The sequence below is a fragment of the Arthrobacter sp. R-11 genome (genome assembly GCF_049913155.1).
Classification (GTDB): Bacteria; Actinomycetota; Actinomycetes; order Actinomycetales; family Micrococcaceae; genus Arthrobacter.
In genome coordinates this window covers 1,652,631-1,678,792 of sequence record NZ_CP183979.1, presented here as the reverse complement: position 1 = coordinate 1,678,792, position 26,162 = coordinate 1,652,631, and the positions used below count along the sequence as shown (strand labels likewise).

The 26,162-nt window shown below is 67.5% G+C and carries 22 protein-coding genes; 5 read left to right on the top strand and 17 right to left on the bottom strand.

The window, feature by feature from the left end; translation table 11 throughout:
- Window positions 1–89: 89 nt before the first annotated feature.
- Together tyrS and ACN9M4_RS07560 are read right to left on the bottom strand one after the other, a co-directional pair.
- A complete protein-coding gene (gene tyrS / locus ACN9M4_RS07565; RefSeq protein ID WP_426302925.1) occupies window positions 90–1,400 on the bottom strand; it encodes a tyrosine--tRNA ligase in 1,311 nt (436 codons plus the stop codon).
- A 58-nt stretch (window positions 1,401–1,458) separates the two neighbouring features.
- A complete protein-coding gene (locus ACN9M4_RS07560; RefSeq protein ID WP_426302924.1) occupies window positions 1,459–3,687 on the bottom strand; it encodes a HelD family protein in 2,229 nt (742 codons plus the stop codon).
- Between the two features lie 158 nt (window positions 3,688–3,845).
- On the opposite strand from ACN9M4_RS07560, the gene ACN9M4_RS07555 reads away from it, so the two are divergent.
- Window positions 3,846–4,553 carry a GNAT family N-acetyltransferase gene (locus tag ACN9M4_RS07555; protein ID WP_426302923.1) on the top strand — a complete coding sequence of 236 codons (708 nt, stop codon included), beginning with the start codon at window positions 3,846–3,848 and terminating at the stop codon, window positions 4,551–4,553.
- A gap of 25 nt (window positions 4,554–4,578) precedes the next feature.
- Here ACN9M4_RS07555 and ACN9M4_RS07550 read toward each other — a convergent pair whose 3' ends face one another.
- From ACN9M4_RS07550 to ACN9M4_RS07530, 5 genes are all read right to left on the bottom strand, one after another.
- Window positions 4,579–6,117, bottom strand: a complete 1,539-nt coding sequence (locus ACN9M4_RS07550) for an alpha-N-arabinofuranosidase (protein ID WP_426302922.1) — start codon at window positions 6,115–6,117, stop codon at window positions 4,579–4,581.
- 48 nt (window positions 6,118–6,165) lie between these two features.
- A complete protein-coding gene (locus tag ACN9M4_RS07545) occupies window positions 6,166–7,068 on the bottom strand; it encodes a carbohydrate ABC transporter permease (protein WP_426302921.1) in 903 nt (300 codons plus the stop codon).
- A 1-nt stretch (window position 7,069) separates the two neighbouring features.
- Window positions 7,070–8,008, bottom strand: a complete 939-nt coding sequence (locus tag ACN9M4_RS07540) for a carbohydrate ABC transporter permease (RefSeq protein ID WP_426302920.1) — start codon at window positions 8,006–8,008, stop codon at window positions 7,070–7,072.
- 11 nt (window positions 8,009–8,019) lie between these two features.
- Entirely contained in the window at window positions 8,020–9,351 is a 1,332-nt protein-coding gene (locus ACN9M4_RS07535) for an extracellular solute-binding protein (protein WP_426302919.1), read from the bottom strand.
- Between the two features lie 104 nt (window positions 9,352–9,455).
- Window positions 9,456–10,457 (bottom strand): LacI family DNA-binding transcriptional regulator, encoded by a 1,002-nt coding sequence (locus ACN9M4_RS07530; protein WP_426302918.1) that lies wholly within the window; start codon window positions 10,455–10,457, stop codon window positions 9,456–9,458.
- Window positions 10,458–10,606: 149 nt separating this feature from the next.
- On the opposite strand from ACN9M4_RS07530, the gene ACN9M4_RS07525 reads away from it, so the two are divergent.
- Window positions 10,607–11,911, top strand: coding sequence for a D-arabinono-1,4-lactone oxidase (locus ACN9M4_RS07525; RefSeq protein ID WP_426302917.1), 1,305 nt, complete (start codon window positions 10,607–10,609; stop codon window positions 11,909–11,911).
- Window positions 11,912–11,929: 18 nt separating this feature from the next.
- Here the strand turns inward: ACN9M4_RS07525 and ACN9M4_RS07520 are convergent, their stop codons facing one another.
- Window positions 11,930–12,589: a DNA-3-methyladenine glycosylase gene (locus ACN9M4_RS07520; RefSeq protein WP_426302916.1), complete on the bottom strand. Its 660-nt coding sequence runs from the start codon at window positions 12,587–12,589 to the stop codon at window positions 11,930–11,932.
- A 79-nt stretch (window positions 12,590–12,668) separates the two neighbouring features.
- Here ACN9M4_RS07520 and ACN9M4_RS07515 point away from each other — a divergent pair, with 79 nt between their 5' ends.
- Window positions 12,669–14,315, top strand: a complete 1,647-nt coding sequence (locus tag ACN9M4_RS07515) for an AlkA N-terminal domain-containing protein (RefSeq protein ID WP_426302915.1) — start codon at window positions 12,669–12,671, stop codon at window positions 14,313–14,315.
- On the opposite strand, the gene ACN9M4_RS07510 is transcribed toward ACN9M4_RS07515, so the two are convergent.
- The 9 genes from ACN9M4_RS07510 to argC all read right to left on the bottom strand — a co-directional run bounded on the left by ACN9M4_RS07510 (window position 14,221) and on the right by argC (window position 23,775).
- Entirely contained in the window at window positions 14,221–14,958 is a 738-nt protein-coding gene (locus ACN9M4_RS07510) for a maleylpyruvate isomerase family mycothiol-dependent enzyme (protein ID WP_426302914.1), read from the bottom strand. The genes ACN9M4_RS07515 and ACN9M4_RS07510 overlap by 95 nt on opposite strands.
- Window positions 14,959–15,052: 94 nt before the next feature.
- Window positions 15,053–16,468, bottom strand: coding sequence for an argininosuccinate lyase (argH, locus tag ACN9M4_RS07505; RefSeq protein WP_426302913.1), 1,416 nt, complete (start codon window positions 16,466–16,468; stop codon window positions 15,053–15,055).
- Window positions 16,469–16,470: 2 nt separating this feature from the next.
- Window positions 16,471–17,676 (bottom strand): argininosuccinate synthase, encoded by a 1,206-nt coding sequence (locus tag ACN9M4_RS07500; protein ID WP_074589267.1) that lies wholly within the window; start codon window positions 17,674–17,676, stop codon window positions 16,471–16,473.
- Between the two features lie 132 nt (window positions 17,677–17,808).
- Window positions 17,809–18,339 (bottom strand): arginine repressor, encoded by a 531-nt coding sequence (locus ACN9M4_RS07495; protein ID WP_426302912.1) that lies wholly within the window; start codon window positions 18,337–18,339, stop codon window positions 17,809–17,811.
- A complete protein-coding gene (gene argF, locus ACN9M4_RS07490; protein WP_426302911.1) occupies window positions 18,340–19,341 on the bottom strand; it encodes an ornithine carbamoyltransferase in 1,002 nt (333 codons plus the stop codon).
- Window positions 19,338–20,606, bottom strand: a complete 1,269-nt coding sequence (locus ACN9M4_RS07485) for an acetylornithine transaminase (protein WP_426302910.1) — start codon at window positions 20,604–20,606, stop codon at window positions 19,338–19,340. The genes argF and ACN9M4_RS07485 overlap by 4 nt, the downstream gene beginning before the upstream one ends.
- Entirely contained in the window at window positions 20,603–21,568 is a 966-nt protein-coding gene (gene argB / locus ACN9M4_RS07480; protein WP_426302909.1) for an acetylglutamate kinase, read from the bottom strand. The genes ACN9M4_RS07485 and argB overlap by 4 nt, the downstream gene beginning before the upstream one ends.
- Before the next feature lie 12 nt (window positions 21,569–21,580).
- Entirely contained in the window at window positions 21,581–22,747 is a 1,167-nt protein-coding gene (gene argJ, locus ACN9M4_RS07475) for a bifunctional glutamate N-acetyltransferase/amino-acid acetyltransferase ArgJ (protein WP_426302908.1), read from the bottom strand.
- A complete protein-coding gene (gene argC / locus ACN9M4_RS07470; protein WP_426302907.1) occupies window positions 22,744–23,775 on the bottom strand; it encodes an N-acetyl-gamma-glutamyl-phosphate reductase in 1,032 nt (343 codons plus the stop codon). The genes argJ and argC overlap by 4 nt, the downstream gene beginning before the upstream one ends.
- A 196-nt stretch (window positions 23,776–23,971) precedes the next feature.
- On the opposite strand from argC, the gene ACN9M4_RS07465 reads away from it, so the two are divergent.
- Window positions 23,972–25,060: a fatty acid desaturase family protein gene (locus ACN9M4_RS07465; RefSeq protein WP_426302906.1), complete on the top strand. Its 1,089-nt coding sequence runs from the start codon at window positions 23,972–23,974 to the stop codon at window positions 25,058–25,060.
- Between the two features lie 111 nt (window positions 25,061–25,171).
- Complete coding sequence (locus ACN9M4_RS07460) at window positions 25,172–26,137, top strand: quinone oxidoreductase family protein (protein WP_426302905.1); 966 nt, start codon at window positions 25,172–25,174, stop codon at window positions 26,135–26,137.
- The last annotated feature ends 25 nt before the right edge of the window (window positions 26,138–26,162 follow it).

Below are 26,162 nucleotides of genomic sequence, written 5' to 3'. Positions count from 1 at the left end.
AGAAACACTACACGCCTCCCCGCGGCTGCGCAAGTCAGCTGCGGGGAGGCGTACAGGCCCGTCACGCGTGGGACGCGTGGGACGTTTGGTTAGCCGGTCACTTCCACTGTGGCGAGGTTCTTCTTGCCGCGGCGAAGCAGCAGGTAGCGCCCGTGAAGCAGTTCGTCCTGGCCGATGACGGCGTCGGGATCGGTCACCTTGGTGTTGTTCACATAGGCGCCGCCCTCCCCCACCGTGCGCCGGGCGGCGGACTTGCTGTCGGAAAGGCCGGAGGCAACGAGCAGATCGATGATGCCCAAGCCGGCGGCGTCGATCTTTGCGGACGGCAGCTCAGCGGTGGCGGCTGCAAGGGTCGCTTCATCCAGGACGCTGAGGTCTCCGTTGCCGAAGACAGCTGCGGAAGCGGCGATGACCTTCTCGGTGGCGTCCACGCCGTGCACCAGCGAGGTGACTTCGTAGGCGAGCTTCCGCTGTCCTTCGCGGGCGAAGGGGCGCTCCGCCACGGACTTCTCCAGTTCCTCGATTTCCGCGCGGCTGAGGAAGGTGAAGACCTTGAGGCGGTCGACGACGTCGGCATCTGCCGTGTTCAGCCAGAACTGGTAGAACGCGTACGGGCTGCACATTGCGGCGTCCAGCCAGATGGCATTGCCTTCGCTCTTGCCGAACTTTGTGCCGTCGGCGTTGGTGATCAGCGGCGTGCCGAGGGCATGCACGCTCTTGCCGTCCACCTTGCGGATCAGTTCGGTGCCGCTGGTCAGGTTGCCCCACTGGTCCGAGCCGCCGGTCTGCAGCACGCAGGCGTAGTCGCGGTTGAGCTGGAGGTAGTCCATGCCCTGCAGGATCTGGTAGCTGAACTCGGTGTAGCTGATGCCTTCCTCGGAGCTCAGGCGGGAGGCGACGGCGTCCTTGCGCAGCATCGTGCCCACGCGGTAGTGCTTGCCGATTTCGCGCAGGAAGTCGATGGCGCTCAGCGGCGCGGTCCAGTCCAGGTTGTTGACCATGCGGGCAGCATTGTCGCCCTCGAAGCTGAGGAAGCGGCGGACCTGGGCCTGCAGGTAGCCGACCCATTCGGCGACGGTGTCCTTGGTGTTCAAGGTGCGTTCCGCCGTCGGGCGCGGGTCGCCGATCAGGCCCGTGGAGCCACCCACGAGGCCGAGCGGCTTGTGACCCGCAAGCTGCAGGCGGCGCATGACCAGGAGCTGCACCAGGTTGCCCAGGTGCAGGGACGGCGCGGTCGGGTCGAAGCCACAGTAATACGTGATCGGGTCCCCGGCGAGCAGCTTTTCCAGTTCCGCCTCATCGGTGGAAACGTGGACAAGGCCGCGCCATTTGAGCTCCTGCCAGATGTTGGCGAAGCCCGGGTCGTTGTGCTGGGACTCGAGGTTGTTTACGTGTGACACGGCTTCTAAGTTAGCAGGATTGGCGCCCTGTTCCGTTGTCCGGCCGCTTGTCCGCGCCCTAGCGTTCGATTCCGGGCGGCAGCGGCGCCGAAGTGATGAGCCGCAGGCGCTGCGTGGGGCGGGTCATGGCAACGTACAGGTCGCCGACCTTCCCGTGCTCGTGGTTGAGCATGGCGGCTGGTTCCAGGACCACGACGCCGTCGAATTCCAGGCCCTTGGCTTCCTTCGGGCTGATCACCACGATGTCCTGTTCGTAGCTGCCGGCTCCGCTTCCCACCCGGTGGCCGTAGGCGCCGCGCAGGGCCGCGGCTGCCTCGGGCAGCAGGGCGCCGTCGGCAATCACGGCGAGCAGGCCGCCGTCGAGCACGTCCAGCTCCTCGGGGAACACCTCAAGGAGGCGGGGGACGATCCCGTCCGCCTCCACCCGGTCCACGAGGGGGTTCCAGCGGCCTTCCCGCACGGCCTTGGGAGCCGAGACGACCAGGCCGGCACGGTTGGCCATCCGGACGGCGGCCTCGGCGATCTGGGATGGGGTGCGGTAATTGACCGTGAGCTCTTCCAGCTGCCAGCGGTCACCGAAGGACGGCGCCAGGGCGCTGTGCCAGGAATTGGCACCTGCCGCGGCGCTCGTCTGGGCAATGTCGCCGACGATCGTGAAGGACTTCAGCGGGCAGCGGCGGACCAGGAGGCGCCACTGCATGGGCGAAAGCTCCTGCGCTTCATCGACCACAATGTGCCCGAAGGCCCAGGTGCGGTCGCTGACGGCGCGTTCTGCCGCGGTGAGGCGGGTTTCGCGCTCCTGGTTCTGCTCGGCCAGTTCCTCGGCGGTCATGAGGACGTTGACGCCCATGGCTTCCATGTTGGCCAGGGTCTGCTTGGCATTGGCCAGGTCGCGGGCACGGTCGTGCTCCTGCTGGGCCAATCCCCGGCCGGCCGCGGCATCGAGTTCGCCAAGAAGTTCGGCGGCTTCATCGAGCAGCGGGACGTCGGCTTCGGTCCACGGCGCGTCGGCCGGGCGCAACAGCAGGGCACGCTGTTCCGGGGTGAGGTCCGGGGTGCAGGCCTCGAGGATGGCAGGCTTGCTGAAGAGCTCGGAGATCAGCTTCTCCGGGGTCATCGGCATCCAGCACAGGTTCAGGGCGATGCGGACGTCACGGGCGGTGCGGACGTCTTCGGCCAGGTAGGCACGGTCGGCGTTGTTGCCGAGGTTGGCCGCCTCCACCATGTCCGTGAGCTGCTCGGTGAGCTCGCGGAGCAGGATCTTCACGAAGGTTACCCGGGCCTCGTTGTGCGGCTTGCCGGTGCCGCGGGCGCGTTCGCGGGCGCGCCGGACCTGCCTGACCGTGAGCTTGAGCTTGCGGGAATCGACCTCGAGGATGCGGTCCTCGGCGGGCGTGCGCTGGCGGTTCGCGACGGCGTTCGCGACGACGGCGGCCATGTCCAGGCTGCCCTTCAGCGCGGCGACGGCGGGGTCCTCCTCCGGGACGGCGCTGATGCCGGGCATGAGCTTGCCGAGGCTGGTCATGACGACGCCGGTCTCGCCAAGGGACGGCAGCACGCGTTCGATGTAGTGCATGAAGGACGACGACGGGCCGACCAGCAGCACGCCGGCGGACTTCAGCCGTTCCCGGTGGGTGTAGAGCAGGTACGCGGCACGGTGCAGCGCGACGGCCGTCTTGCCGGTTCCGGGACCGCCCTGGACCACCAGCGCGCCCGACATCGCGGAGCGGATGATGCGGTCCTGCTCGGCCTGGATGGTTCCTACGATGTCCGACATGCGCCCGGTGCGCTTGGAGTTCAGGGCCGCCAGCAGCGCGCCCTCCCCCTGCATGGATTCGCTGCCGTCCAGCATGGTGGTGTCCAGGACGTCGTCCTCGATCGCCTTCACTTCACGGCCCTGCAGGATCAAGTGCCGGCGGCGGCGGACACCCTGGCGGTCGAAGGCTGTGGCCTGGTAGAAATGGCCGGCCTCGGGGGCACGCCAGTCGACCATGAGCCGCTGCAGATCCGCCGTCGACAGGCCGATGCGGCCGATATATTGCGCTTCGCCCGTGTCGAGATCGAGGCGGCCGAAGACGAGGCGCTCGTCGACGGCGTCGAGCTGGGCCAGGCGGTCCTCGTACAGCGCCGCGAAAGCGTCGCGTTCGGACACGTTCTGCATGGTGCCCACCGCTCCGGCGCGGCGGACCTGCGCGAGCTGGCTCCGTTTCTCTTCCCGCAGCTCGTCCAGCCGCGCATAGAGCCCGGCCACGTACTCGCGTTCGTGGAGCAAATCGGCGTCGTGCATCAAAACGTTCCCCTATCGGAAATGACGGACCGTCCATTCTACAGCGGTTTTCCGCAACGCGGGTGAAACGCTCCCCCTGCCGGGGTGTCATAAGAAATTCATGCGCTGCTAACCTCTGCAGCATTCCCGGCAGCGACCGCTGGTGCTTAGATGCTGCAATGCAGCACGAAGTGGCCCTTGGCCGGCACGGAATCAGCCTGGTTCCGCTTGCCCCCGCGCATGCCCGCGCACTCTTTGATTTCGTCGACGCCGGGATGTGGTCCGGCATGGCGGCCAGTCAGCCGCTGAGCTCCGGGGAACTCGAAGCGCTTTTTGCATCCCGGATCGCCGACCCGGCGGTCATCGCCTTCGCCGTAGTCGAACAAAGGACCGGTGCCCTGCTGGGAACCACCTCACTCTGCGACTACGATCCGCGGCAGGAGCGCCTGGAAATCGGCGGGACCTTCTACGGGCGCCCGTTCTGGGGAAGCCACGTCAATCCGGCCGCCAAGCAGCTGTTGCTGTCCTACTCCTTCGAGGTCCTGGGCGTGCACCGGGTGGGGTTCCGCTGCGATGCGCGGAATACCCGCAGCGCTGCGGCGATCCGGCGGCTTGGCGCCAGCCATGAAGGCACCTTGCGCGGGCACCGGTTCGCACCCGACGGCGGCCGCTGCGACACCGACGTGTATTCGATCCTCAGCCACGAATGGCCTCCGCTGCGCACCGCGCTCCTCGAGCGGCTGGCGCCGTTCGAACAGGCGCCGTTCGAACAGGCGCCGTTCGAACAGGGACCCTTCGAACAGGCACCCTTCGAAAGGATGGAACAGCGGGAGGCAGGGCGCGTTTCCGCCGCCCTGCCTCCCGATGCCTGCCTGCTGGCAGGCTAGTCCCCACCGGCTCCCGCTCCGTCCGTCAGGCCTTGGTTACCTCAAGTTCGACGACGGCCCACGACAATGCGGGCAGCGTGAGCTTCAGTTCGTCCCCGGCGGCTTTTACGCCGGCCAGCTGCTTGAGCCCCACCTGCTCGCCGGTTTCCAAAAGGTTCGCTGCGAAGCGGTCCTTGCCTTCGGGGACCTCCAGCACCTCGGCGCGGAGGATCCGGCCGGCGTCGAAGCCCCGCAGTGCGACGTCGACGTCTGCCGCTTCGGTGAGGCCGCGGTTGGCGAGGAACAGCGCGAGCCGGCCGTTTTCCTCATCCCAGGTGGCGCTGACGTCCACGAGGTCCACATCTCCGAAGCGGGCGTTGGAGTACTTGTCCGAGTCCACGTGGGTCCGCAGGATCATGCCCTTCGCCAGTTCCGCCATACGGGCGAAGGGGTGGAAGATGGTCTGCCGCCAGGCCGGGCCGTTCTCTTCGGAGAAGATCGGGGCGATGACGTTGACCAGCTGGGCCTGGTTGGCGATCTTCACGCGGTCCCCGTGGCGCAGCAGCGAGTTGAGCAGGGTGCCCACCACCACGGCGTCGGTGACGTTGTACTTGTCTTCGATGACGCGCGGGTGTTCCCGCCAGCCGGAAGCGTTCACGCGGTGTGGCTGGTCCTCGGTGTCCAGGCCGCGCTGGTACCAGACGTTCCATTCGTCGAAGGACAGGTTGATGTGTTTCTTGTGCTTGCCCTTGGCCCGGACCGAATCGGCGGTGGCGATCACGGATTCGATGAAGTAGTCCATGTCCACCGCGCTGGCCAGGAAGCTTCCGGCGTCTCCCTCTTCCTCCTGGTAGTAGGCGTGCAGGGAGACGTAGTCCACCTCGTTGTAGGCGTGGGTGAGGACTGTCTGTTCCCACGCGCCGAACGTGTCCATGGCCGAGCTTGAACTGCCGCAGGCCACAAGTTCGATGTCCGGGTCCACGAACCTCATGGCCTTGGCGGCTTCCTGGGCCAGCCGGCCGTATTCCTCGGCCGTCTTGTGGCCGATCTGCCAGGGCCCGTCCATCTCGTTTCCGAGGCACCACAGCTTGATGTCGAAGGGATCCTTGTGTCCGTTCTTGATGCGGAGGTCGGACAGGTAGGTGCCGCCTGGGTGGTTGGCGTACTCGACGATTTCGCGTGCGGCATCCACCCCGCGGGTTCCGAGGTTGATGGCCTCCATGACCTCCACACCGGCCTTGCGGGACCAGTCCACGAATTCGTGCAGGCCGAAAGCATTGGTTTCCAGGGTGTGCCACGCTCCGTCCAGGCGGCGCGGCCGGTTCTCCACGGGCCCGATGCCGTCTTCCCAGTTGTAGCCGGAGACGAAGTTGCCGCCCGGATACCGGACCACCGTGGCGCCGAGTTCCTTGGTCAGGGCAAGGACGTCCTTGCGGAAGCCTTGTTCGTCCGCCGTGGGGTGGCCTGGTTCATAGATGCCGGTGTAGACGCACCGGCCCATGTGCTCCACGAAAGACCCGAAGAGCCGGCGGGGCACCTCGGAAACGGTGAAGTCGCGGTCGATGCTGATCCGTGCACGGGACATGATGTGGTTTCTCCTGGTTGTGGTGGCTTGGCAATGCGGGTGTTCTGCTTAGGTTCCGGCGAGGCCGGTGGTGGAAATGCCCTTGATGATCTGGCGCTGGAAAAACAGGAAGACCAGGATCAGCGGAAGCGCTGCGAGCAGGGCGGAGGCCATGTTCTGCGCGTATTGGATGCCGTAGGCGCTCTTGATGGTCTGCAGGCCCACGGGCAGGGTCAGCATGGCGCTGTCATTGGTGACGATGAAGGGCCACAGGAAGTTGTTCCAGGCGCCGATGAAAACGAAGATCGCCACGGCGGCCAGGATGGGGCGGGACAGCGGGAGCACCACCTGCAGGAAGATCCGGACCCGGCCCGCGCCGTCCACCCGGGCCGCGTCCTCAAGCTCGTGCGGGATCTGGTCGAAGAATTTCTTGAGCACGAAGACCATGGCGGGGGCGATGACCTGCGGCAGGATGATCCCCCAGTACGTATCGATCAGGTGGAAGGAGACCATCTGGTAGAAGAGCGGGATGATCAGCACGGGCGGCGGCACGATCAGGGACGCGACGATGATTCCCATGAGGAGCTTCCGGCCCTTGAAGTCGATCCTGGACAGGGCGTAGGCCGCGAGCGCGGAAATCACCAGCGTCACCAGGGTGATGGCCGCCGAGGTGAAGAGCGAGTTCCAGGTCCACTGCGGGATATTGCCCTCGGCGAGGACCTTGGCGAACGCCTCGAAGGTAAAGCCCGACGCCGGGAAGAACGTGATGGGTGTGGCCGCGGCTTCCGTTTCGCTCTTCAGGGCGGTGATGGTGGCCCAGCCGAACGGCAGGAGCCAGAGCGCCGCAAGGAAGGCCACGACGACGGTGGCAGCTATCCGGCTTGCGGGCAGCCGGCGTTTGACCGCGGGGACGGGTGCCGGGGCCGCCGGCTGTTGCTGCCGGGACGGGCTGAGCAGGGTGGAGTTTGCCATGTCATGCGCTCCTCTTGCGGGTGATGAAGAACTGGGCGATCGAGACGAGCACGATAAGTCCGAAGAAGATGTAGGAGATCGCCGAGGAGTATCCGAGGCGGTATCCGGTGAAGCCTGTCTCGAAGATGTACTGGACGGTGCTGCGGGTGGCCCCGCCCGGTCCGCCGCCGGTCATTTGGTACACCTGGTCGAAGATCTTCAGGGATGCCAGGACCTGCAGGATCACGATCATGATGGTGGTGGGCTGGAGCTGGGGCAGCGTGATGGAGAAGAACTGCCGCCAGCCGCCGGCGCCGTCCAGCTGGGCGGCCTCGTAGTGCTGGACGGGAATGTTCTGCATTGCCGCGAGGTAGAGAAGGAAGTTGAAGCCGACCGTCCACCAGAGGGTGGCGATCACGATCGACCACATGGCCACGTCCGGGTTGTTCAACCAAGCCACGGGTGGAATCCCCACCATGGCCAGGAGTTCGTTGAGGAGCCCGAGCTGCGGGTTGAACATCCAGGTGAAGAAGAGCGACACCACGGTGGAGGCCAGCAGGAACGGAGCGAAGAAGGACAGCCGCCACAGCCATTGCGCCGGGAGGCCCATGTTCACGAGGCCGGCCATGGCGAGCGCCACCAGGACCAATGGGACCGTGCTGATGACGGTGAAGTAGAGGGTGTTGCCGAGGGAGTGCCACATATCGGCGTCGGCGAGCGCCTCGGCGTAGTTGGCCAGGCCCAGGAAGGAGTCGTTGGCTCCCGTGAGGGATTTGCCGGTCAGGCTCATGTAGGCGCCATGCAGCAGCGGCCAGATGAGAAAAAGGACGAAGAAGGCCATGAACGGGGCCATGAATCCCCAGCCGTGGAGGGTGTCCCGACGGCGGCTGGCTGCCCGTGCAGTTCCGTTGGGGGCTGCTGCCGGTGCCGCATTGCGCCGGCTGATGGTTGATGTGCTCATTTCCAGGGCTCCTATACCGGCTGGGGCTTGGACAGCAGGGTGTCCAGCCGCTTGACGAAGGCATCCCAGCCGTCCTTGGCCTTGATCCTGCCGAGGAAGACGTTCTGCACGTTTTCGGCGAAGTAGGCCTGGAAGTCTGAGCCGGAACCGGTGAACCAGGCCCGGGGATCGTAGTTGATGATGTCCGCGGCACCGGCATAGTGTGCCTGCGGTTTCAGGGCCTGGTACTCCGCGGAACGGACCACAGGCTGGTAGGCGGGGATGTGGCCTGCTTCTGCCCACCGCAGGGATCCCTTGAGCATCTCCGCCACGAAGGCGTAGACGGAGCGGCGCCTCTCCTCGTTGAGGTCCAGCTGGTGCGGCAGGACAAAGGCGTGGGAGTCCGCGAAGGCCGCAGGTGTTCCGAACAGGGTGGGAATGGGCTGGGCATCCAGCGGCACTCCGGCCGCCTTCATGGTGGGCAGTTCCCAAACGCCGCTGAAAAACATCCCGGACGCCTTGCCGGCGAACTCCGCGATGGCGGTTCCGCCGTCGCCGCTGCGGGTGGCAATGGTGTCATCCAGCAGGCCGGCGATGAACTCCAGGACGTCCACGGCGACGTCGCGGTCCACTTTTGCCCGGGAACCCTGGACCAGCTCGAAGTCCGCACCGTGCTGTTTGTAGAAGGTGTAGAACATCCGCCACATCTGGGCGCCGTCACCGAGGTAGCCGTAGGAGAGTCCATGCTTTCCGGTGACCTTCTGCAGTTCGGCGGCAACGGCCTTGAAGGTGGCCGGATCACTGATGGCTTCCAGCCGGCCGTCTCCGCGGAGGACGCCGGCCTTCGCGGCGGTGTCGGTGTTGTACATCATGATGAACGGGTGCGAATCGAGGGCGATCGAGAAGACCTTGCCACCTTCTTTGCTGTTCTCCCAGATGCGGGGGGCGAAGTCCGCCTCGCGGACGCCGTGCTGTGCCAGGAGGTCCAGGTCCCAGGGGTCCAGCAGTCCGCCGGGCGCGTAGCCGGGAACACGGGCCGCATGCATGATGGCGACTTCGGGAGGCCGGCCGCCTACCGACGCCATGGCGAGCTTCGTGTAATAAGGCGGTCCCCAGGCCAGCACCGTGGGTGTGACCCGGAATGCCCGCTGGGAAGCGTTGACCTTGTCGATCATGGCGGCCATCTTGATGCCGTCGCCACCGGAGAGCAGATGCCAGAACCGCACATCTTCCGGACCGGCAGCGTTCGCCGCTCCGCCGCAGGCAGTCAGGGAGCCTGTGGCCAGCAAGGCCCCGAGCGCCCCCATTCCCGTAAGGAACTGCCTGCGGCCTGGGGCCTCCGGCAGCCGTTGTTGTTGCTTCACCCGTACTCCTTCGGACGCGTTGTGTGTGATCCGGCTCATACGTTACATCGTTGTAAAAGTCGGCACAAGAGAATTTTGTTAGCGCCAACAATTTTCTTGGAAGGTCAGTTCCCGGTGCTGGCACGCAGCACAATCCGGTACGGCAGGGCCAGGTCTACCGGTGCCCGGCGGCGGTCCGCCATCCGTTCGGTCAGCAGCTTCAGCGCGTTTTCCGCGAAGGCTCGCTTATCAAAGGACACCGTGGTCAACGGTGGGACGGCAAAGCGGCCGTCGGCAATGTCATCGAAGCCGGAGACGGCAACGTCCGCAGGGATGCGGTACCCCGACTGGGACAAGAGGCTGAGCGCCCCGATGGCAAGCGAATCGGTGAAACAGAAGATCGCATCCGGGAGTTCGTTCACGGTAAGGAAAGCCTGGAGCGCCTGGTAGCTCCCCTGCGGCGTCCAGTCGTCACAGGCGATTTCCAGGCGGGGATCATGGACGATCCCCAGTTCCGCGAGGGCCTCACGGTAGCCGCGCGAGCGCAGGGCGGCGGTGGCTGAACGGCGGCCGCGGTTGGCCCCGAGGACAGCGATCCGGCGCCGTCCGCCGGCTGCCAGGGCGAGCGTCATGTCCCTGGCGGCCGCCACGCTGTCCACCCAGACCCGGTCAACGATCTTCTGGCTGACCTCTCCGAGGAGGAGCACCGGAGGAAGGGTTCCGGGAAGCTTGATGGCGCTTTCATCCAGGGCCACCGGGTTCAGGATGAGGCCGTCGATCATGTTGGAGCGGGCCTTGGACATGAGCTCGAATTCGCGCTGCGGATCCAGGCCGGTCTCCTCGATCTGGACGCCCCATCCTTGCGCGTGCGCCACCTCGACCACATGATGGGCGATCTCCGCGGAGTAGGGCGTCCCGAGGTCCGGCAGGGCAAGGCCAATAACCCCGGAGCGGCCATTGCGCAGGCCCCTGGCGGAAAGGTTGGGGACGTAATCCAGTTCCGCCATGGCGAGTTCCACTTTTTGCCGCGTGTGCTCGCTGACAGTGACCTGGCCGTTGACCACGTTCGAGACTGTTTTGGGCGACACGCCGGCGAGGGCAGCAACGTCCTTCACTGTTGCCCGCACCTGGAATCCCCCGCTTTCGCATCCTTGCGGGATCCATTCCGCCCGCCCAGCATGATGCTACAGCGACTCCCCGGAAACGGCCGTCCATCGACAGGGTTGATAGCGCTAACATAGCATTGCTTCCACACATCAGCCCCACGGAAGGTGCCATGAGGAACTGGGCAGGAAACCTTGAATACAAAGCCGGCGGCATGCTCCGGCCAGCGACGCTGGCGCAGCTGCAGGAAGGCGTTGCCGCGGCGTCACGGATCAAGGCCGTGGGCACCAGGCACTGCTTCAATACCATCGCGGACACGGACGGAATCCACGTGAACCTGGACCTCCTGGCCGGCGGACCGCAGATCGATACAGCGCGGGCCGTGGTCAGGGTGGGCGGCGGCATGAGCTACGGCGAGCTGGGCCGGTACCTCGAATCGCACGGCTACGCCCTGCACAACCTCGCGTCGCTGCCGCATATCTCAGTGGCCGGCGCGGTGCAGACCGGCACCCACGGTTCCGGCTCAAAGCTGGGCAGCCTCCACACTGCCGTGAAGGGCCTCCAGCTGATCCGGGCCGACGGCGAAGTGGTCCGGCTGCAGGAAAGCGACGGGGCGGACTTCCTGGCCGCCGTCGTCGGGCTTGGCGCTTTGGGGATCATCACCGAACTGGAACTGGCGATCGAACCCAGCTACGCGGTGCGGCAGCAGGTCTACGAAGGCCTTCTCTGGGAGGCGGTACTGGCGGACTTCGAGGCGGTCACCTCGGACGGTTACAGCGTCAGCCTCTTCACGGATTACACCGGCCCCGCGGTCAGCCAGGTGTGGCGGAAGGCCATGGACTCCGGAAACGGCCCGGCCCCCAAGGAGTTCCACGGCGCGAAGCCGGCACCGTCCGCGCTGCACCCCCTGCCCGGCATGTCCGCAGAAAACTGCACCCCACAGCTGGACGTGCCCGGCCCCTGGCTTGAACGGCTTCCGCACTTCCGGCACGAATTCACGCCGAGCAACGGCAACGAACTGCAGAGCGAGTACTTGCTTCCGCGCGGCCATGCTGCGGCCGCCCTGCGGGAACTGCGGGCCCTCTCCCCCGTGTTGGCGCCGCTGCTGTTCGTCTCGGAAATCAGGACGGTTGCCGCGGACGGATTCTGGCTCAGCCCCGCGTTCGAACGCGACAGCGTGGCGCTGCACCTGACCTGGAAACCGATGCAGCAGGAAGTCGAAACCGTGTTGCCGCTGATCGAAGAACGGCTGGCACCCTTCGAGCCGCGGCCGCACTGGGGCAAGCTGTTCGCCGCCGACGCCGCCACGCTTGCACCGCGGTACCCGCATTTCGAGAATTTCCGCCAACTGGCGGCCAGCTATGATCCGGCGGGCAAGTTCCGCAACAGCTTCCTGGACCGGGTGCTGCACGGCTTGCCGGCGGACCGTGGAGACCGGGAAGCAACGGCCCCGGCCGTTTCGGCAGCAGTGAGCTAATCCCGCGCTAATCCCGTGCTAATCCCGGGCGCGGGTCCGGGTCCGGCGGACGGCCGCTTTGTACTTGGAGACCGTGGGATCCCCCGCGAGCCAGAACCGCCACGGGTAGTCGTGGGTTCCGCCGTCGCCGGCAACGCCCACCCGCGGCCCTCTCGCAAGCACCTCCGCCGGGACCGGCGCCGCCGGCAGTACCAGGCTGAAAGGGGCCGCAAGCGCGTCCTTGCCACTGTCCGCCGTCGTCAGCCCCAGCACGGTGGCCAGGCGAGCGGGACCGCTGGCGAGGTCCATGTCCGAGCGGGACGCCGGACGGCGGGCACGGGCGAGCTCAAGCCCCTCGACCACCTCGCCGGCGCGCAGCAGCAGCGCGGAGGCGACGCCGTCGGGACCGCAGACAATGTTTGAGCAATAGTGCATGCCGTACGTGAAGTACACATAGAGGTGGCCCGCCGGGCCGAACATGGGCGCATTTCGCGGCGTCCGGCCGCGGAACGTGTGCGATCCGGGGTCCGGCTGATGGGAGTCATGCGGCCCCAGGTACGCCTCGACCTCGCTCAGGCGCACCGCGACCGTGCCCTGTTCGGAGCGGTGGCTGAGCACTGCGCCCAGCACCCACGGCGCCACCTCGCGGGGGTCCGCGGACAGTATCTCCCGGATCCCGGGAGCCTCCTCCGAGCTCATGTGCCGACCCTAACAGAGCCGCCGCAGCCGTGTCCGATTTCCGCTAGGAAGGAAGCCGGCGGGCTGGCAGCATGGAGCCATGGACTTCTGGCAGCGCTACCGGGCCATCGATGCTCGCGACACCCGTTTCGACGGCCAGTTCGTCACCGCCGTGCGTTCCACCGGCATCTACTGCCGGCCCTCGTGCCCGGCGCGCACGCCCAAGGCTTCCAAAGTGACCTTCTTCGAGACTTCGGCCGCGGCGCATGAAGCCGGTTACCGGGCGTGCAAGCGCTGCCTGCCCGAAGCCGTGCCCGGGACTCCGGCGTGGAACCTGCGTTCCGACGTGGCGGGCCGGGCGATGCGGCTGATCAACGACGGCGTGGTGTCCCGCTCCGGCGTCGAGGGACTGGCCCGGCAGCTGGGCTATTCGGCCCGGCAGCTGAACCGGATCCTCGGCGGGGAACTCGGCGCCGGGCCGCTCTCCCTCGCCCGGGCCAGCCGGGCGCAGACCGCCAGGACCCTGCTGGTGTCCACGGACATGCTGCTCTCCGACGTCGCGTTCGCCGCCGGCTTCAACAGCGTCCGGCAATTCAACGACACGATCAGCGAAGTCTTCGCGCTGACGCCAAGCGCCCTCCGCGCCGTGGCCCGCCGCAGCGACCACCGGCACGGCAATGCGAAGGACGGGGCCGGCAGGGCCGGCGCCGTCTCGGCGCTGACCGTGAAACTGCCCTTCCGTGAACCGTTCGACCCCGGGATCTTCGCTTTCCTGGCCGTCCGCGCAGTGCCTGGAATCGAGCACGCCGAAGCCGGCGACGGCGGCGTGTACAGCTATGCACGCACGCTGCAGCTACCGCGCTCTGCCGCCCGCTTCCGGGTCGAGTTCGACGCCGGCAGTCCCGGTTCCCACGCGCTGACCCTTTTGGTCAGCAGCATCGATCTGCACGACCTGCCCGTCCTGCTGAGCCGGGTGCGCCGCCTGTTCGACCTCGACGCCGACCCGGTGGCCGTGGACGAGTTACTGGCCCGCGACCCGCGGCTCGACGCGTCGGTCCAGGCCGTTCCGGGCATCCGGCTCCCCGGAGCCGTGGACCCCGGCGAGCTCCTGATCCGGGCAATGATCGGCCAGCAGATCACCGTGGCGGCCGCCCGGACGGCGTTGACCGGGCTGGCCGAGGCGGGCACCGTGTTCCCGGAAGGAGGCGGTTCCGCGGAAGACGCCGGCCCCGGCAGGCTCTTTCCGACGCCGGAACAGATCGCCGACGCCGGCAGGGAACTGCTGCGCGGTCCGCGCCGCCGCATCGAGTCCGTCCTCGCCGCGGCGCGGGCGATGGCTGCCGGGGAATTGGACTTCGGCTACGGCGACGACCACCGGACGCTGGCCGCAAACCTCCTGCCCCTGCCCGGCGTCGGGCCCTGGACGGTGGGCTATGTCGCGATGAGGGTACCCGGGGACCCGGACGTGCTGCTGGCCAACGACGCGGCAGTCCGGAACGGGCTGAAAGCCCTGCCGGCCGCCGAGGGGCTGTCGGCGGATTTCGCCAACGTGAGTCCTTGGCGTTCCTACGCCACGATGCATCTGTGGCGGGCGGCGGCTGCCCCAAAGCAGGCGGCCGCTTTGCCGCAGGCCGCTATTTTGCCGCAGGCCGCTATTTTGGCGCAGGCGCGCCGGACGGCCACGGGAGCAGCTCCGGCAGCTCCACGCCGTCGGCGGCCTCCGTTGCCCGCAGGCTCCCCAAAGTAGGCGTGCGGCCGGCCAGCCAGGCCGCGATGTCGGTGATCATGCCGTTGACGGCGATGGAGCGGCCGCCGGAGCCGAGGGTCTGTTGCGGCAGCGCCAGCGGCTGGAGGACAAGCTTGATACCCTCCGGCACGCGTGCTTCAAGGAAGCGGAAAAGGTGCTCGCAGAACGGCCGGTTCCAGGTTTCGGGGCCGAACCCGGTGCCGAGATCGCCCGTGTGGATGGTGAGTTCCCGCCACAGGGCCAGGCCGCCGTCGAACACTGTTCCGTTGCGGTAGCTGATCGGCGCGGACCAGCCGTCCTCGCCCAGGGCATCGAACGCCGCCAGGACCCGGGCGAAAGCGGCATTGACCGCCTCACGGTGCCGGGCGGCGTCGTGGCCGGCTGCCAGCTCGATGTCGCGGTTCCTGCCGTCGTAGCCGCCGTCGTACAGCTCGACGGTCTCGCCGCGGGCCGCGAACTCCAGCTGGCGGGCCATCGCGTTGGCGATGCCGGCCAAGTGGGCCAGTACATGCCCGCGGCTCCAGCCGGAAAGTTCGGAAGGGGCAGCGACGGCGGCGTCGTCGAGTTTGGCGACGACGGAGGCGGCGGTGGCGGCTGCTTTGTGGAGCTCGGCCAGGAGTGCCTGAGGCGTGATCTCGGTCATGCGGCCATGGTATCGGAAGAGTTAAGCGGCGTTAACGCAAACGGGGCGCTTCTTCGCGGAAATACCCGTGAAGAAGCGCCCGGTTTGCTGCGCGTCAGCCTGCGTAAACGCGGGCTCCGGAGAGTTCGGCTTCCAGCGCCTGCAGCTGCCGTTCGACGGCGGCCGGAGCCGTGCCGCCCTGGGAGTTGCGGCTGTTGAGCGAGCCTTCCGTAGACAGGACCGTGCGGACCTCGGGCGTCAGGTGCTCCGAGATGGCGGCGTATTCCTCGTCCGTCAGGTCCCAAAGCTCGACGTCGCGGCTTTCGGCCTGCTTGACGGCGGCGCCGGAGAGCTCGTGCGCCTCGCGGAACGGCACGCCCTGGCGGACCAGCCATTCGGCGATGTCCGTGGCCAGCGCGAAGCCCTGCGGAGCCAGGGACTCCATCCGTTCGCTGTTGAACTTCAGCGTGGCGATCATGCCGGACACGGCCGGGAGCAGCAGCTCCAGGGTGTCGGCGGCGTCGAACACCGGCTCCTTGTCTTCCTGCAGGTCGCGGTTGTACGCGAGCGGCAGGCCTTTGAGCGTGGCCAGCAGGCCGGACAGGTTGCCGATGAGGCGCCCTGCCTTGCCGCGGGCGAGCTCGGCAACATCCGGGTTCTTCTTCTGCGGCATGATCGAGGACCCCGTGGAGTACGAGTCGTGCAGCGTGACGAAGGAGAACTCCTTGGTGGCCCAGAGGATGACTTCCTCCGAGATCCGGGACAGGTCCACGCCGATCATGGAGCAGATCCACGCGAACTCGGCGAAGACATCGCGGGAAGCGGTGCCGTCGATCGAGTTGTGCACGGCGGAGTAGAAGCCCAGGTCCGCGGCGACGGCCTCGGGATCCAAGCCCAGCGAGGAACCCGCCAAGGCACCGGAACCATAAGGAGACACACCCGCACGCTTGTCCCAGTCCTGGAGGCGCTGCACATCGCGAAGGAGCGCCCAGGCGTGGGCCAGTAGGTGGTGGCTGAGCAGGACCGGCTGGGCGTGCTGCAGGTGGGTACGGCCCGGCATGGCCACGCCGTGGTGGGCCTTGGCCTGCTCCACCAGCGCGTCCACGGTGTCCAGCACGCCGCGGGCGATCAGCCGGGCGTGGTCGCGCAGGAACATGCGGCCGAGGGTGGCCACCTGGTCGTTGCGGGAACGGCCGGCACGGAGCTTGCCGCCCAGCTGGGTGCCGGCGCGCTCGATGAGGCCACGCTCCAGCGAACCGTGGACGTCCTCATCGGACTCGGCCGGCAGGTAGGCGCCGCTTGCGACGTCCTCATCCAGCTGGGTCAGGGCCGCGAGCATGCCTTCGAGTTCGGCGTCGTCCAGCAGTCCGGCCTTGTGCAGCACGCGGGCGTGCGCCTTGGATCCGGCGATGTCATAGCGGGCGAGCCGCCAGTCGAAATGCGTGGACTTGCTCAGCGCGGCGAGGGCATCCGCGGGGCCGCCGGCGAAGCGGCCGCCCCACAGAGCGCCTTCGTTTGTTGCCGAGGTCATGTTCAGGCTCCGGCGACGCGCTGGTCGCGGCTGGAGGCAACCTTGGAGGACATGCCCCACAGCTCGATGAAGCCGCGGGCCATCGACTGGTCGAAGGTGTCGCCGGTGTCGTAGGTGGCCAGCGAGAAGTCGTAGAGCGAAGTGTCCGAGCGGCGGCCGTTGACGATGGCCTGGCCGCCGTGCAGCACCATGCGGATGTCGCCGGAAACGTACTTCTGGGTGTCGTCAATGAAGGCGTCCAGGGAGCGCTTGAGCGGCGAGAACCACTGGCCGTCGTAGACCAGTTCGGACCAGCGCTGGCCGACAGTGGCCTTGAAGCGTGCCTGCTCGCGCTCGATGGTGACGTCCTCGAGGTGCTTGTGGGCGGTGATCAGCGCCATGGCACCCGGGGCTTCGTAGATCTCGCGGGACTTGATGCCGACGAGGCGGTCCTCGACGACGTCGATGCGGCCCACGCCCTGTGCGCCGGCGCGGCGGTTCAGTTCCTGGATGGCCTGCAGCGGGGTGACCTTGACGCCGTCGATGGCCACCGGGATGCCGGCCTCGAAGGAAATGGTGACCTCATCCGGGGCCGGCGGGAACTCCGGCGTCGCGGTGTAGTCGTAGATGTCCTTGGTGGGAGCGTTCCAGATGTCTTCGAGGTAGCCGGTTTCGACGGCGCGGCCCCAGACGTTCTGGTCGATCGAGTACGGGTTCTTCTTGGTGGTCTCGATCGGCAGGCCCTTTTCCTCGGCGAAGGCGATGGCCTTGTCGCGGGTGAGGGCGAGGTCGCGGACGGGGGCGATGCACTTCAGGTCCGGGCCAAGGGTCTGGATGCCGACCTCGAAGCGGACCTGGTCGTTGCCCTTGCCGGTGCAGCCGTGCGCAACCGTGGTGGCGCCGAATTCGCGGGCGGCCTTGACCAGGTGCTTGACGATGACCGGGCGGGAGATCGCCGAGACCAGCGGGTAGTGGCCCTGGTAGAGGGCGTTGGCCTTCAGCGTGGGCATGGCGTATTCGTTGGCGAACTCGTCGCGGGCGTCGGCTACGTAGGCCTCGACGGCGCCGCAGCCGAGGGCACGCTGGCGGATGGTCTCCAGGGACTCGCCGCCCTGTCCGACGTCGACGGCGACGGCGATGACCTCGGCGCCGGTGGCTTCACCGATCCAGCCGATGGCTACGGACGTATCGAGGCCACCGGAGTAGGCCAGAACAATGCGCTCAGTCACGAGAGTGCTCCTTTGGGACAGATCATGTTGATTATGAATGACTATACAGCGTTATGCGTATTTATACATCTCGGGGTCAACTGACTCGCAGTTGTTGTCGTTTCGGGGGCCCATAACGACCACAAATACGAGCTAGTTGGGGTTCGACTCCGCCATTGCCAGGAAACGGGCCGCCAGGGCCTCCCCGCCGTGCGGGTCGCGGGCCACGAGCAGCACGGTATCGTCCCCGGCAATTGTGCCCAGAATCGAGGGCATCACGGAATGGTCGATGGCCAGGGCCAGGAAGTTGGCTGCGCCGGGCGGCGTCCTGAGGACCACCAGGTTGGCCGAGGCCTCGGCGGTGACCAGCAGCTCGCCGCAGAGCTTCTCCAGCCGGGCGTCCAGGATTTCCTGGCCCACGCCGCTGGTGGCCGCACGGTCCCCGCCTTCGCCGGGAACGGCGTACACCAGCACCCCTTCGGTGCCGCGGACGCGGACGGCCCCGATTTCCACCAGATCCCGGGACAGGGTGGCCTGGGTGACCTGGACGCCGTCGTCCGCCAGCCGGGCGGCGAGCTCGGCCTGCGAACGGACGCTCTCGCCGCGCAGGATCGCGGTGATCCGCGCCTGCCGGGCGGTCTTCGTGGCCGGGCTGCTGCCCGGCGTCGGCGGCTGGACTGTCACCTAGCTGCGCTCCCCCACGGGAGCCGCGCCTTCCACGGGGGCAAGGCCTTCGACGACGGCGAGCCCGGACTGGTGCATGAGCCAGGCCATCAGGCCCTTCTGGGCGTGCAGGCGGTTTTCGGCCTCGTCCCAGACGACCGACTGCGGGCCGTCGATGACTCCGGCGGAGATCTCGTAGCCGCGGTAGGCGGGCAGGCAGTGCAGCACCACGGCGTCCGGCGCGGCTTGTGCCATGGCTGCCTCGTCCACGGAGTAGTCGCGGAAGAGCTGCAGGCGGGCTTCCTTCTCGGCTTCCTGGCCCATGGACACCCAGGTGTCGGTGGCGACGACGTCGGCCCCCTTGAGCGCCTCGGCGGCGTCGGTGGTGATGAGCACGGAGCCGCCGGTTTCCGCGGCACGGGCCTCAGCGGCCGCCACAATGTCCGCGGCGGGCAGGTAGCCTTCGGGGCCGCTGATGCGAACGTGCATGCCCGCGGTGACGCCGGCCAGCAGGTAGGAATTGGCCATGTTGTTGGCGGCGTCGCCCAGGTACGCCATGGTGAGTCCGGCAAGCTCACCCTTGTGTTCCTTGACCGTGAGCAGGTCGGCCAGCAACTGGCAGGGGTGGTAGTCGTCGCAGAGGGCGTTGATGACCGGAACCTTGGAGTTCTCGGCCATGGCCACCAGGCCGGCGTGGGCGCCTGTGCGCCAAACGATCGTGTGGACCATGCGTTCGAGGACCCTGGCAGTGTCTTCGACCGATTCCTTGTGGCCGATCTGGGCCTCGCCCGGGTTGATGATGAGGGCGGTGCCGCCCATGTCCGCCACGCCGGTGGCGAAGGAAACCCGCGTGCGGGTAGAGGTCTTGTCGAAGATGACGGCGACCGTCTTGCGGCCGCTGCCCTCGGCGGCGTAGGGCTGCACGCTGTACGGCGCGGCCTTCATGCGGGCGGCGAGTTCGAGCACCTCGGCCTGTTCGGCCGGGCTGAGGTCGGTGTCCTTGAGGAAGTGGCGGGTGGTCATTTGGCGTCCTTCGCTGTCTGGATGAGGGCGGGAAGGGCCGCGATGAAACGGCCGGCCTGTTCGGTGCTGAGGATGAGCGGCGGGGCCAGGCGGATGGTGCGCGGGCCGGGGCTGTTGATGATGAATCCGGCGTCGAGCCCGGCCTGCACGACGGCGGGGGCGACGTCGGTGTCCAGGTCGAAGCCGATCAGCAGGCCTTCGCCGCGGACTTCGGTGACGCCGTCGACGGCGGCCAGGCCGTCGCGCAGGAAGGCACCCACGGTGCGGACGTTCTCCAGCACGCCCTGGCTTTCTATCGCATGCAGGGTGGCGAGCGCGGCGGCGGTGGCCACCGGATTGCCGCCGAAGGTGGTGCCGTGCTGGCCGGCGGACAGCAGCGACGACGCTGCCTCGCCGAAGGTGATGAGCGCACCGACCGGGAAGCCGCCGCCCAGTCCCTTGGCCAGGGTGATGGCGTCCGGGACGATCCCGGCGTCCTCGCTGGCGAGCCACTTGCCGGTACGTCCGATGCCGGTCTGCACCTCGTCCAGGATCAGCAGGGCTCCGGCGGCCGTGGTGGCTTCCCGGGCAGCCTGCAGGTAGTCGGTGCCGAGCGGGCGGACGCCGGCCTCGCCCTGGATGGGTTCGAGGAAGACGGCTGCGGTGGTGTCGTCGACGGCGGCACGGAGGGCGTCGATGTCGCCGAAGGGAATGTGGACCACGCCGCCGGGCAACGGTTCGAACGGAGCCCGGTAGGCCTCCTTGGCGGTCAGCGCCAGGGCACCCATGGTGCGGCCGTGGAAGGCACCCTCGAGCGCGATGATCTTGCTCCGCTTGCCTGCTTCACCGTTGCGGCGGGCCAGCTTGAAGGCGGCTTCGTTGGCTTCGGTGCCGGAGTTGGCGAAGAACACCTTGGACCCGGCCGGAGCCTTGGCCAGGGCCAGCAGCTTCTCGGCCAGGGCAATCTGGGTGGGGCTCGTGAAGAAGTTGGAGACGTGGCCCAGCGTGGCCAGCTGGCTCGCGATCACGGAAGTGACGAAGGGGTGGGCGTGGCCCATGGCGTTGACGGCGATGCCGCCCAGCAGATCCAGGTACTCCTTGCCGTCGGCGTCCCAGACGAGGCATCCCGCGCCGCGCACGAGCACCCGCTGCGGGGTGCCGAAGACGCCCATGAGCGAGGAGGAGTAGCGGGAGAGCCACTCGGCGCCACTGCCCTGGCCGGCGATTTCGCTGGCCGGGGTTTCATTGGCGGAGGTTTCGACAAGCTCTGCTTCGGAATGGCTCATTGTGCGCTCTCTTCTTCGTCGGGGACGACCTGCGTTCCGATGCCCGCGGTCGTGAAAGTTTCCAGCAGCATGGAATGGGCCAGGCGGCCATCCACGATGTGCGCGCGCTCCACGCCGTCGTCGATCGCCTTGAGGCAGGCCGCCATCTTGGGGATCATGCCCGATTCCAGTCCTGGCAGCATCTCCCGCAGTTCGGAGGCGGTGAGCGAGGAAATCAGCGAGGACTTGTCCGGCCAGTTGGCGTAGAGGCCTTCGACGTCGGTCAGGATCACAAGCTTGGAGGCACCCAGCGCGGAGGCGACGGCGGCCGCGGCAGTATCCGCGTTGACGTTCAGCACCTGCCCGGTGGTCTGCCAGGGACCGGTAGCGGAAAGCGAGCCGTCGCCGTCGTCAATGATCTCCGGGGCGACCGTGGAGATCACAGGGATGCGGCCGGCGTCGAGGATGTCCCGGATGCCCGTGGGATCGACGCCCACCACTTCGCCCACCAGTCCGAGGTCAACTTCCTCGCCATCCACCACGGTGCCGGTGCGGACGGCACGCAGCAGCCCGCCGTCCTCGCCGGACATGCCGACGGCGTAGGGCCCGTGCGAATTGATCAGGCCCACCAGTTCGCGGCCCACCTGGCCGGTGAGGACCATGCGGACCACGTCCATGGCCTCGGGCGTGGTGACCCGCAGCCCGCCCTTGAACTCGGATTCGATGCCGAGCCGGCCCAGCATGGAGTTGATCTGCGGGCCGCCGCCGTGCACCACCACGGGGTGGATGCCCACGTGGTGGAGGAACACGATGTCCTCGGCGAACGCGCGGCGCAGTTCATCGTTGACCATGGCGTTGCCGCCGTACTTGACCACCATGGTGGTTCCGGCGAAGCGCTGGATCCAGGGCAGTGCCTCGATCAGGGTGGCCGCCTTGTCCTGGGCAGCGGCCATGGAGGTGGTCTCGCGGGTGTGGGCGTTCACGGGTTCTCCTGCCTAGCTCGAGTAGGCGCTGTTTTCGTGCACGTACTCGTGCGTGAGGTCGTTGGTCCAGATGGTGGCTTCGGCGTCGCCGGCCTGCAGGTCGATGTCGACGCGCACTTCGCGGGGTTCGAGGTCCACAAGGTTGCGGTCTTCACCGATGCCGCCGTTCCGGCAGATCTGCACACCGTTGATGGACACGTTCAGCTGGTCCGCTTCGAAGGCGGCGTCCGTCGTGCCGACCGCGGAGAGGACACGGCCCCAGTTGGGGTCCTTGCCGAAGATCGCGGTCTTGAAGAGGTTCGAGCGGGCGACGGCACGGCTGACTACTTCGGCGTCGCGTTCGCTCGCGGCGTTGAAGGTGCGGATGGCGATGTCGTGGCTGGCGCCCTCGGCGTCGCCGATCAGCATGCGGGCCAGTTCGGCGCTCACCTGGGTGAGGCCGGCGCCGAGCTGCTCGGCCGAGGGGACGGCGTCGGAGGCACCGGAGGCGAGCAGCACCACGGTGTCGTTGGTGGACATGCAGCCGTCCGAGTCCGCGCGGTCGAAGGTGACGCGCGTGGCGTCCCGCAGCACGACGTCGAGCAGTTCCGCGGGGACCTGGGCGTCGGTGGTGAGCACCACGAGCATGGTGGCCAGGCCCGGTGCGAGCATGCCCGCGCCCTTGGCAATGCCGCCCACGGTGAACTGCCTGCCTTCGGCGTCGGTGCCTGTGAACACCGCTTCCTTGGCGACGGTGTCCGTGGTCATGATCGCGGCGGCGGCGGCGGATCCGCCGTCTTCCGACAGTTCGGCGGCGGCGGCTTCGACGCCGGGCAGGAGCTTGTCCATCGGCAGCTGCTCGCCGATCAGCCCGGTGGAGCAGACCACGACGTCGGAGGCGGAGATGCCCAGCAGTTCCGCGACTTTCTCCGCGGTGGCGTGGGTGTTCTGGAAGCCCTGCGGGCCGGTGCAGGCATTGGCCCCGCCGGAGTTGAGCACGACGGCGTCGACGCGGCCGTCGGAGACCACCTGGCGTGACCAGTGCACGGGGGCGGCGGCGACGCGGTTGGAGGTGAAGACGGCGGCGGCGGCCTTGAGCGGGCCGTCGTTGACCACGAGGGCCAGGTCAGGATTTCCGGAGGCCTTGATGCCGGCCTTCACGCCGGCGGCGCGGAATCCCTTGGGGGCGGTGATCGTCACGGTGCGACTCCTTGCAGGTTCAGGCCGGCGTTTTCATCCAGGCCGAGGGCGATGTTCATGGACTGCACGGCACCGCCGGCGGTTCCCTTGGTGAGGTTGTCGATGGCGCTCGTGACGATCACACGGCCGGTGTGCCCGTCGAAGGCCAGTTGCATGACGGCGTGGTTGGAGCCCTGCACCGACTTGGTGCTCGGCCACTGGCCTTCCGGCAGCAGGTGGACGAACGGTTCGTCCTCGTAGGCTTCGCTCCAGGCCTGGCGGAGCTCCGCGGCGGTGACGCCGGGACGGATCTTCGCGGTGGCGGTGGTGAGGATGCCGCGGCTCATCGGGGCGAGGGTGGGCGTGAAGGACACCGTGACCTGCTCGCCTGCCGCATTGGACAGCCCCTGTTCGATTTCGGGAGTGTGGCGGTGCCCGCCGCCCACGCCGTAGGGACTCATGGAGCCCATCACTTCGGAGCCGATGAGGTTGACCTTCGCTGCTTTGCCGGCGCCGGAGGTACCGGATGCCGAGACGATCACGACGTCGTCCGGCAGCAGGAGCTTGTTGGCGAAACCGGGCGTGAGGGCCAGCAGGGCCGAGGTCGGATAGCAGCCCGGGACCGCGATGCGCTTGGCCCCCTTGAGCTTTTCGCGCTGGCCGGGCAGTTCCGGGAGGCCATAGGGCCAGGTGCCGGCGTGGGCCGAGCCGTAGAACTTTTCCCAGGCGGCGGGGTCCTCGAGCCGGTGGTCCGCTCCGGCGTCGATCACCACGGTGCCTTCCGGCAACTGGGCGGCGATCTCCGCGGACGCGCCGTGCGGCAGCGCCAGGAACACGACGTCATGGCCGGAGAGGTTTTCCACCGAGGTGTCTTCGAGAATCCGGCTCGCCAGGCCATGGAGATGCGGCTGCAACTCCCCTAGTCTGGAACCGGCGTTGCTGTGCGCCGTGATGGCGCCAATGGTGACGTTTGGGTGGCCGGCAAGGATGCGCAGTACTTCCCCGCCGGCATAACCGCTGGCCCCGGAAACGGCAACAGAAATAGTCATGGCAACACTGTACAGCAAAACTATGCATGGTTGCCGATATTTATGCATGCCAGATTCTGCCCGGCCTTGACCGCCGGTGCATGCCGGGCGGGGGGCCTTGCGGGCGGAGCGTATGCTGAGTAAAGGGTGATCCAGACCGTGCAGTCCGAACGTCGGGTGCAGCGTTGCCCGTTAGCGATACGGGGCACAAGCACATATGTCACCCACATCCACCGCTGAGCGCCCGAAAACACGCGCCATCCAGCCCAACCCCATGGTCCGCAGCTATTCCGAGCTGCTCAAGAGCGTCCGCGCCGAGGGTCTCCTGGAACGCCGCCGGGGTTTCTACATCTGGCTCTTCGCAGCACTCATGGCCCTCATGGCCGCTACGTGGCTGGGATTCGCCCTGATCGGCGATTCCTGGTACCAGCTGCTCATCGCGGCCGGAGTCGGCGTCGTCTGCACCCAGCTGAGCTTCCTGGCGCACGAGGCCGGCCACAAGCAGATCTTCGCTTCCCGCTGGGCCAACGACTGGTCAGCAAGGCTCCTGGCCACCGGGATCGCAGGGATCAGCTTCTCCTGGTGGGAACAGAAACACGGTGCGCACCACAACCACCCGAATGTCATCTCCAAGGATCCGGACATCAAAAACAATGCCCTGGTCTTCCATCCTGAAGCCGCTGCCGCCAGGAAGGGCCTCCCGGCCCTTCTGACCCGCAAGCAGGGCTGGTTCTTCTTCCCGCTCCTCGGCCTGCTGGGGATCAGCCTGCAGTTCGACTCGCTGCGCTTCGTCCTGGGCCGCGGCGAAGTGCGCCACCGCTGGGTGGAAGCACCCATCCTGCTGGTCCGGCTCCTCGCGCTCCCGGTGCTGGCCTTCACCTTCCTCCCCCTGGGCATGGCCGCAGCCTTCCTCGGTGTGCAGATCGTGGTCTACGGCGTCTACATGGGCGCCTCATTCGCCCCGAACCACAAAGGCATGCCGGTCCTGCCGGCGGACAGCCGCGTGGATTTCCTCAGCAGGCAGGTCCTGACCTCCCGGAACATCTCCGGTGGCCGGTTCATGGACTTCCTGCTTGGCGGCCTCAACCGCCAAGTGGAGCACCATCTCTTTCCGGACATGGCACGACCGCAACTCCACCGGGCCACGGCAATCGTCCGCAGCTTCTGCGCCACCCATTCGATTCCCTACACCGAAACCACCCTCATGCAGTCCTACGGAATCGTGGTCCGCTATCTCAATGAAGTAGGCCTGTCCGCAGGCCGCGGCTTCGACTGTCCTGTCGCCTCGGTCCACGGCCGCCGCTGACCGCTGGGAGCCGCCGGCAGCCGCACCCAGTGGGCGCTTTCCCTGACTCCCTCCCTAGGATGGGTTAGGTGGACCGGGCGCGGAAAGACCTGCCCGGAGCAAAGGAGAGCCATGACGCACGCCATCATTGCCCGGCAACCCGGAGGACCCGAAGTACTGGAATACCGTGAGGCGGAGGTTCCCGTCCCCGGGGCGGGGCAGCTCCTCGTCAAGGTCGCCGCGACAGGTGTCAACTTCAGCGAGATCTACCAGCGCAGCGGCATCTACAAGGTGGCCTTCCCCTTCGTGCCCGGCGCGGAATGCTCCGGCACGGTCGAGGCAGTGGGTGATGGTGTCGAACTCTTCAGCGTCGGGGACCGGGTGGCCACGGCGGAAGGCGCCCGCAGCTACGCCGGGTACACCGTGATCGACGAGCAGAAAGCCCTGCCTGTTCCGGCCGGCGTCGACGACTTCACCGCGGCCGCCCTGCCGCTGCAGGGCATGACTGCCCACTACCTGATGAACTCCTCCTTCCGGGTAGAGCCCGGCCAGACGGTGCTCGCCCACGCCGGCGCGGGCGGTGTCGGCCTCATCCTGACCCAGTTGCTCAAGGCGCGCGGCGCCCGGGTGATCACCACGGTGTCCACCGACGAGAAGGAAGCGCTGTCCCGCGAGGCGGGCGCCGACGTCGTGCTACGCTACGACGGTTTCGCGCAGAAAGTCCGCGAACTGACCGACGGCGAGGGCGTGCACGCCGTGTTCGACGGCGTCGGCAAGGACACCTTCGACGACTCCCTGGAGAGCCTGCGGATGCGCGGATCACTGGTCCTTTACGGCGCGGCGTCCGGCCCCGTCCCGCCCTTCGACCCGCAGCGGTTGAACGCCGGCGGCTCGCTAACCCTCACGCGCCCTACCTTGGTCCATTTCCTGCAGAACGCCCAGGAACGCCAGTGGCGCTCGACCGAAATCTTCGACGCCGCCGCCAAGGGCACCCTGAAGGTTCGGATCGGAGCGCGCTACCCGCTGCCCGAGGCGGCCCAGGCCCACCGCGACCTGGAAACGCGCAAAACCACCGGCAAGGTGCTGCTGGTTCCGTAACTGCCGCCGCTGGCCCCGGCGCGTG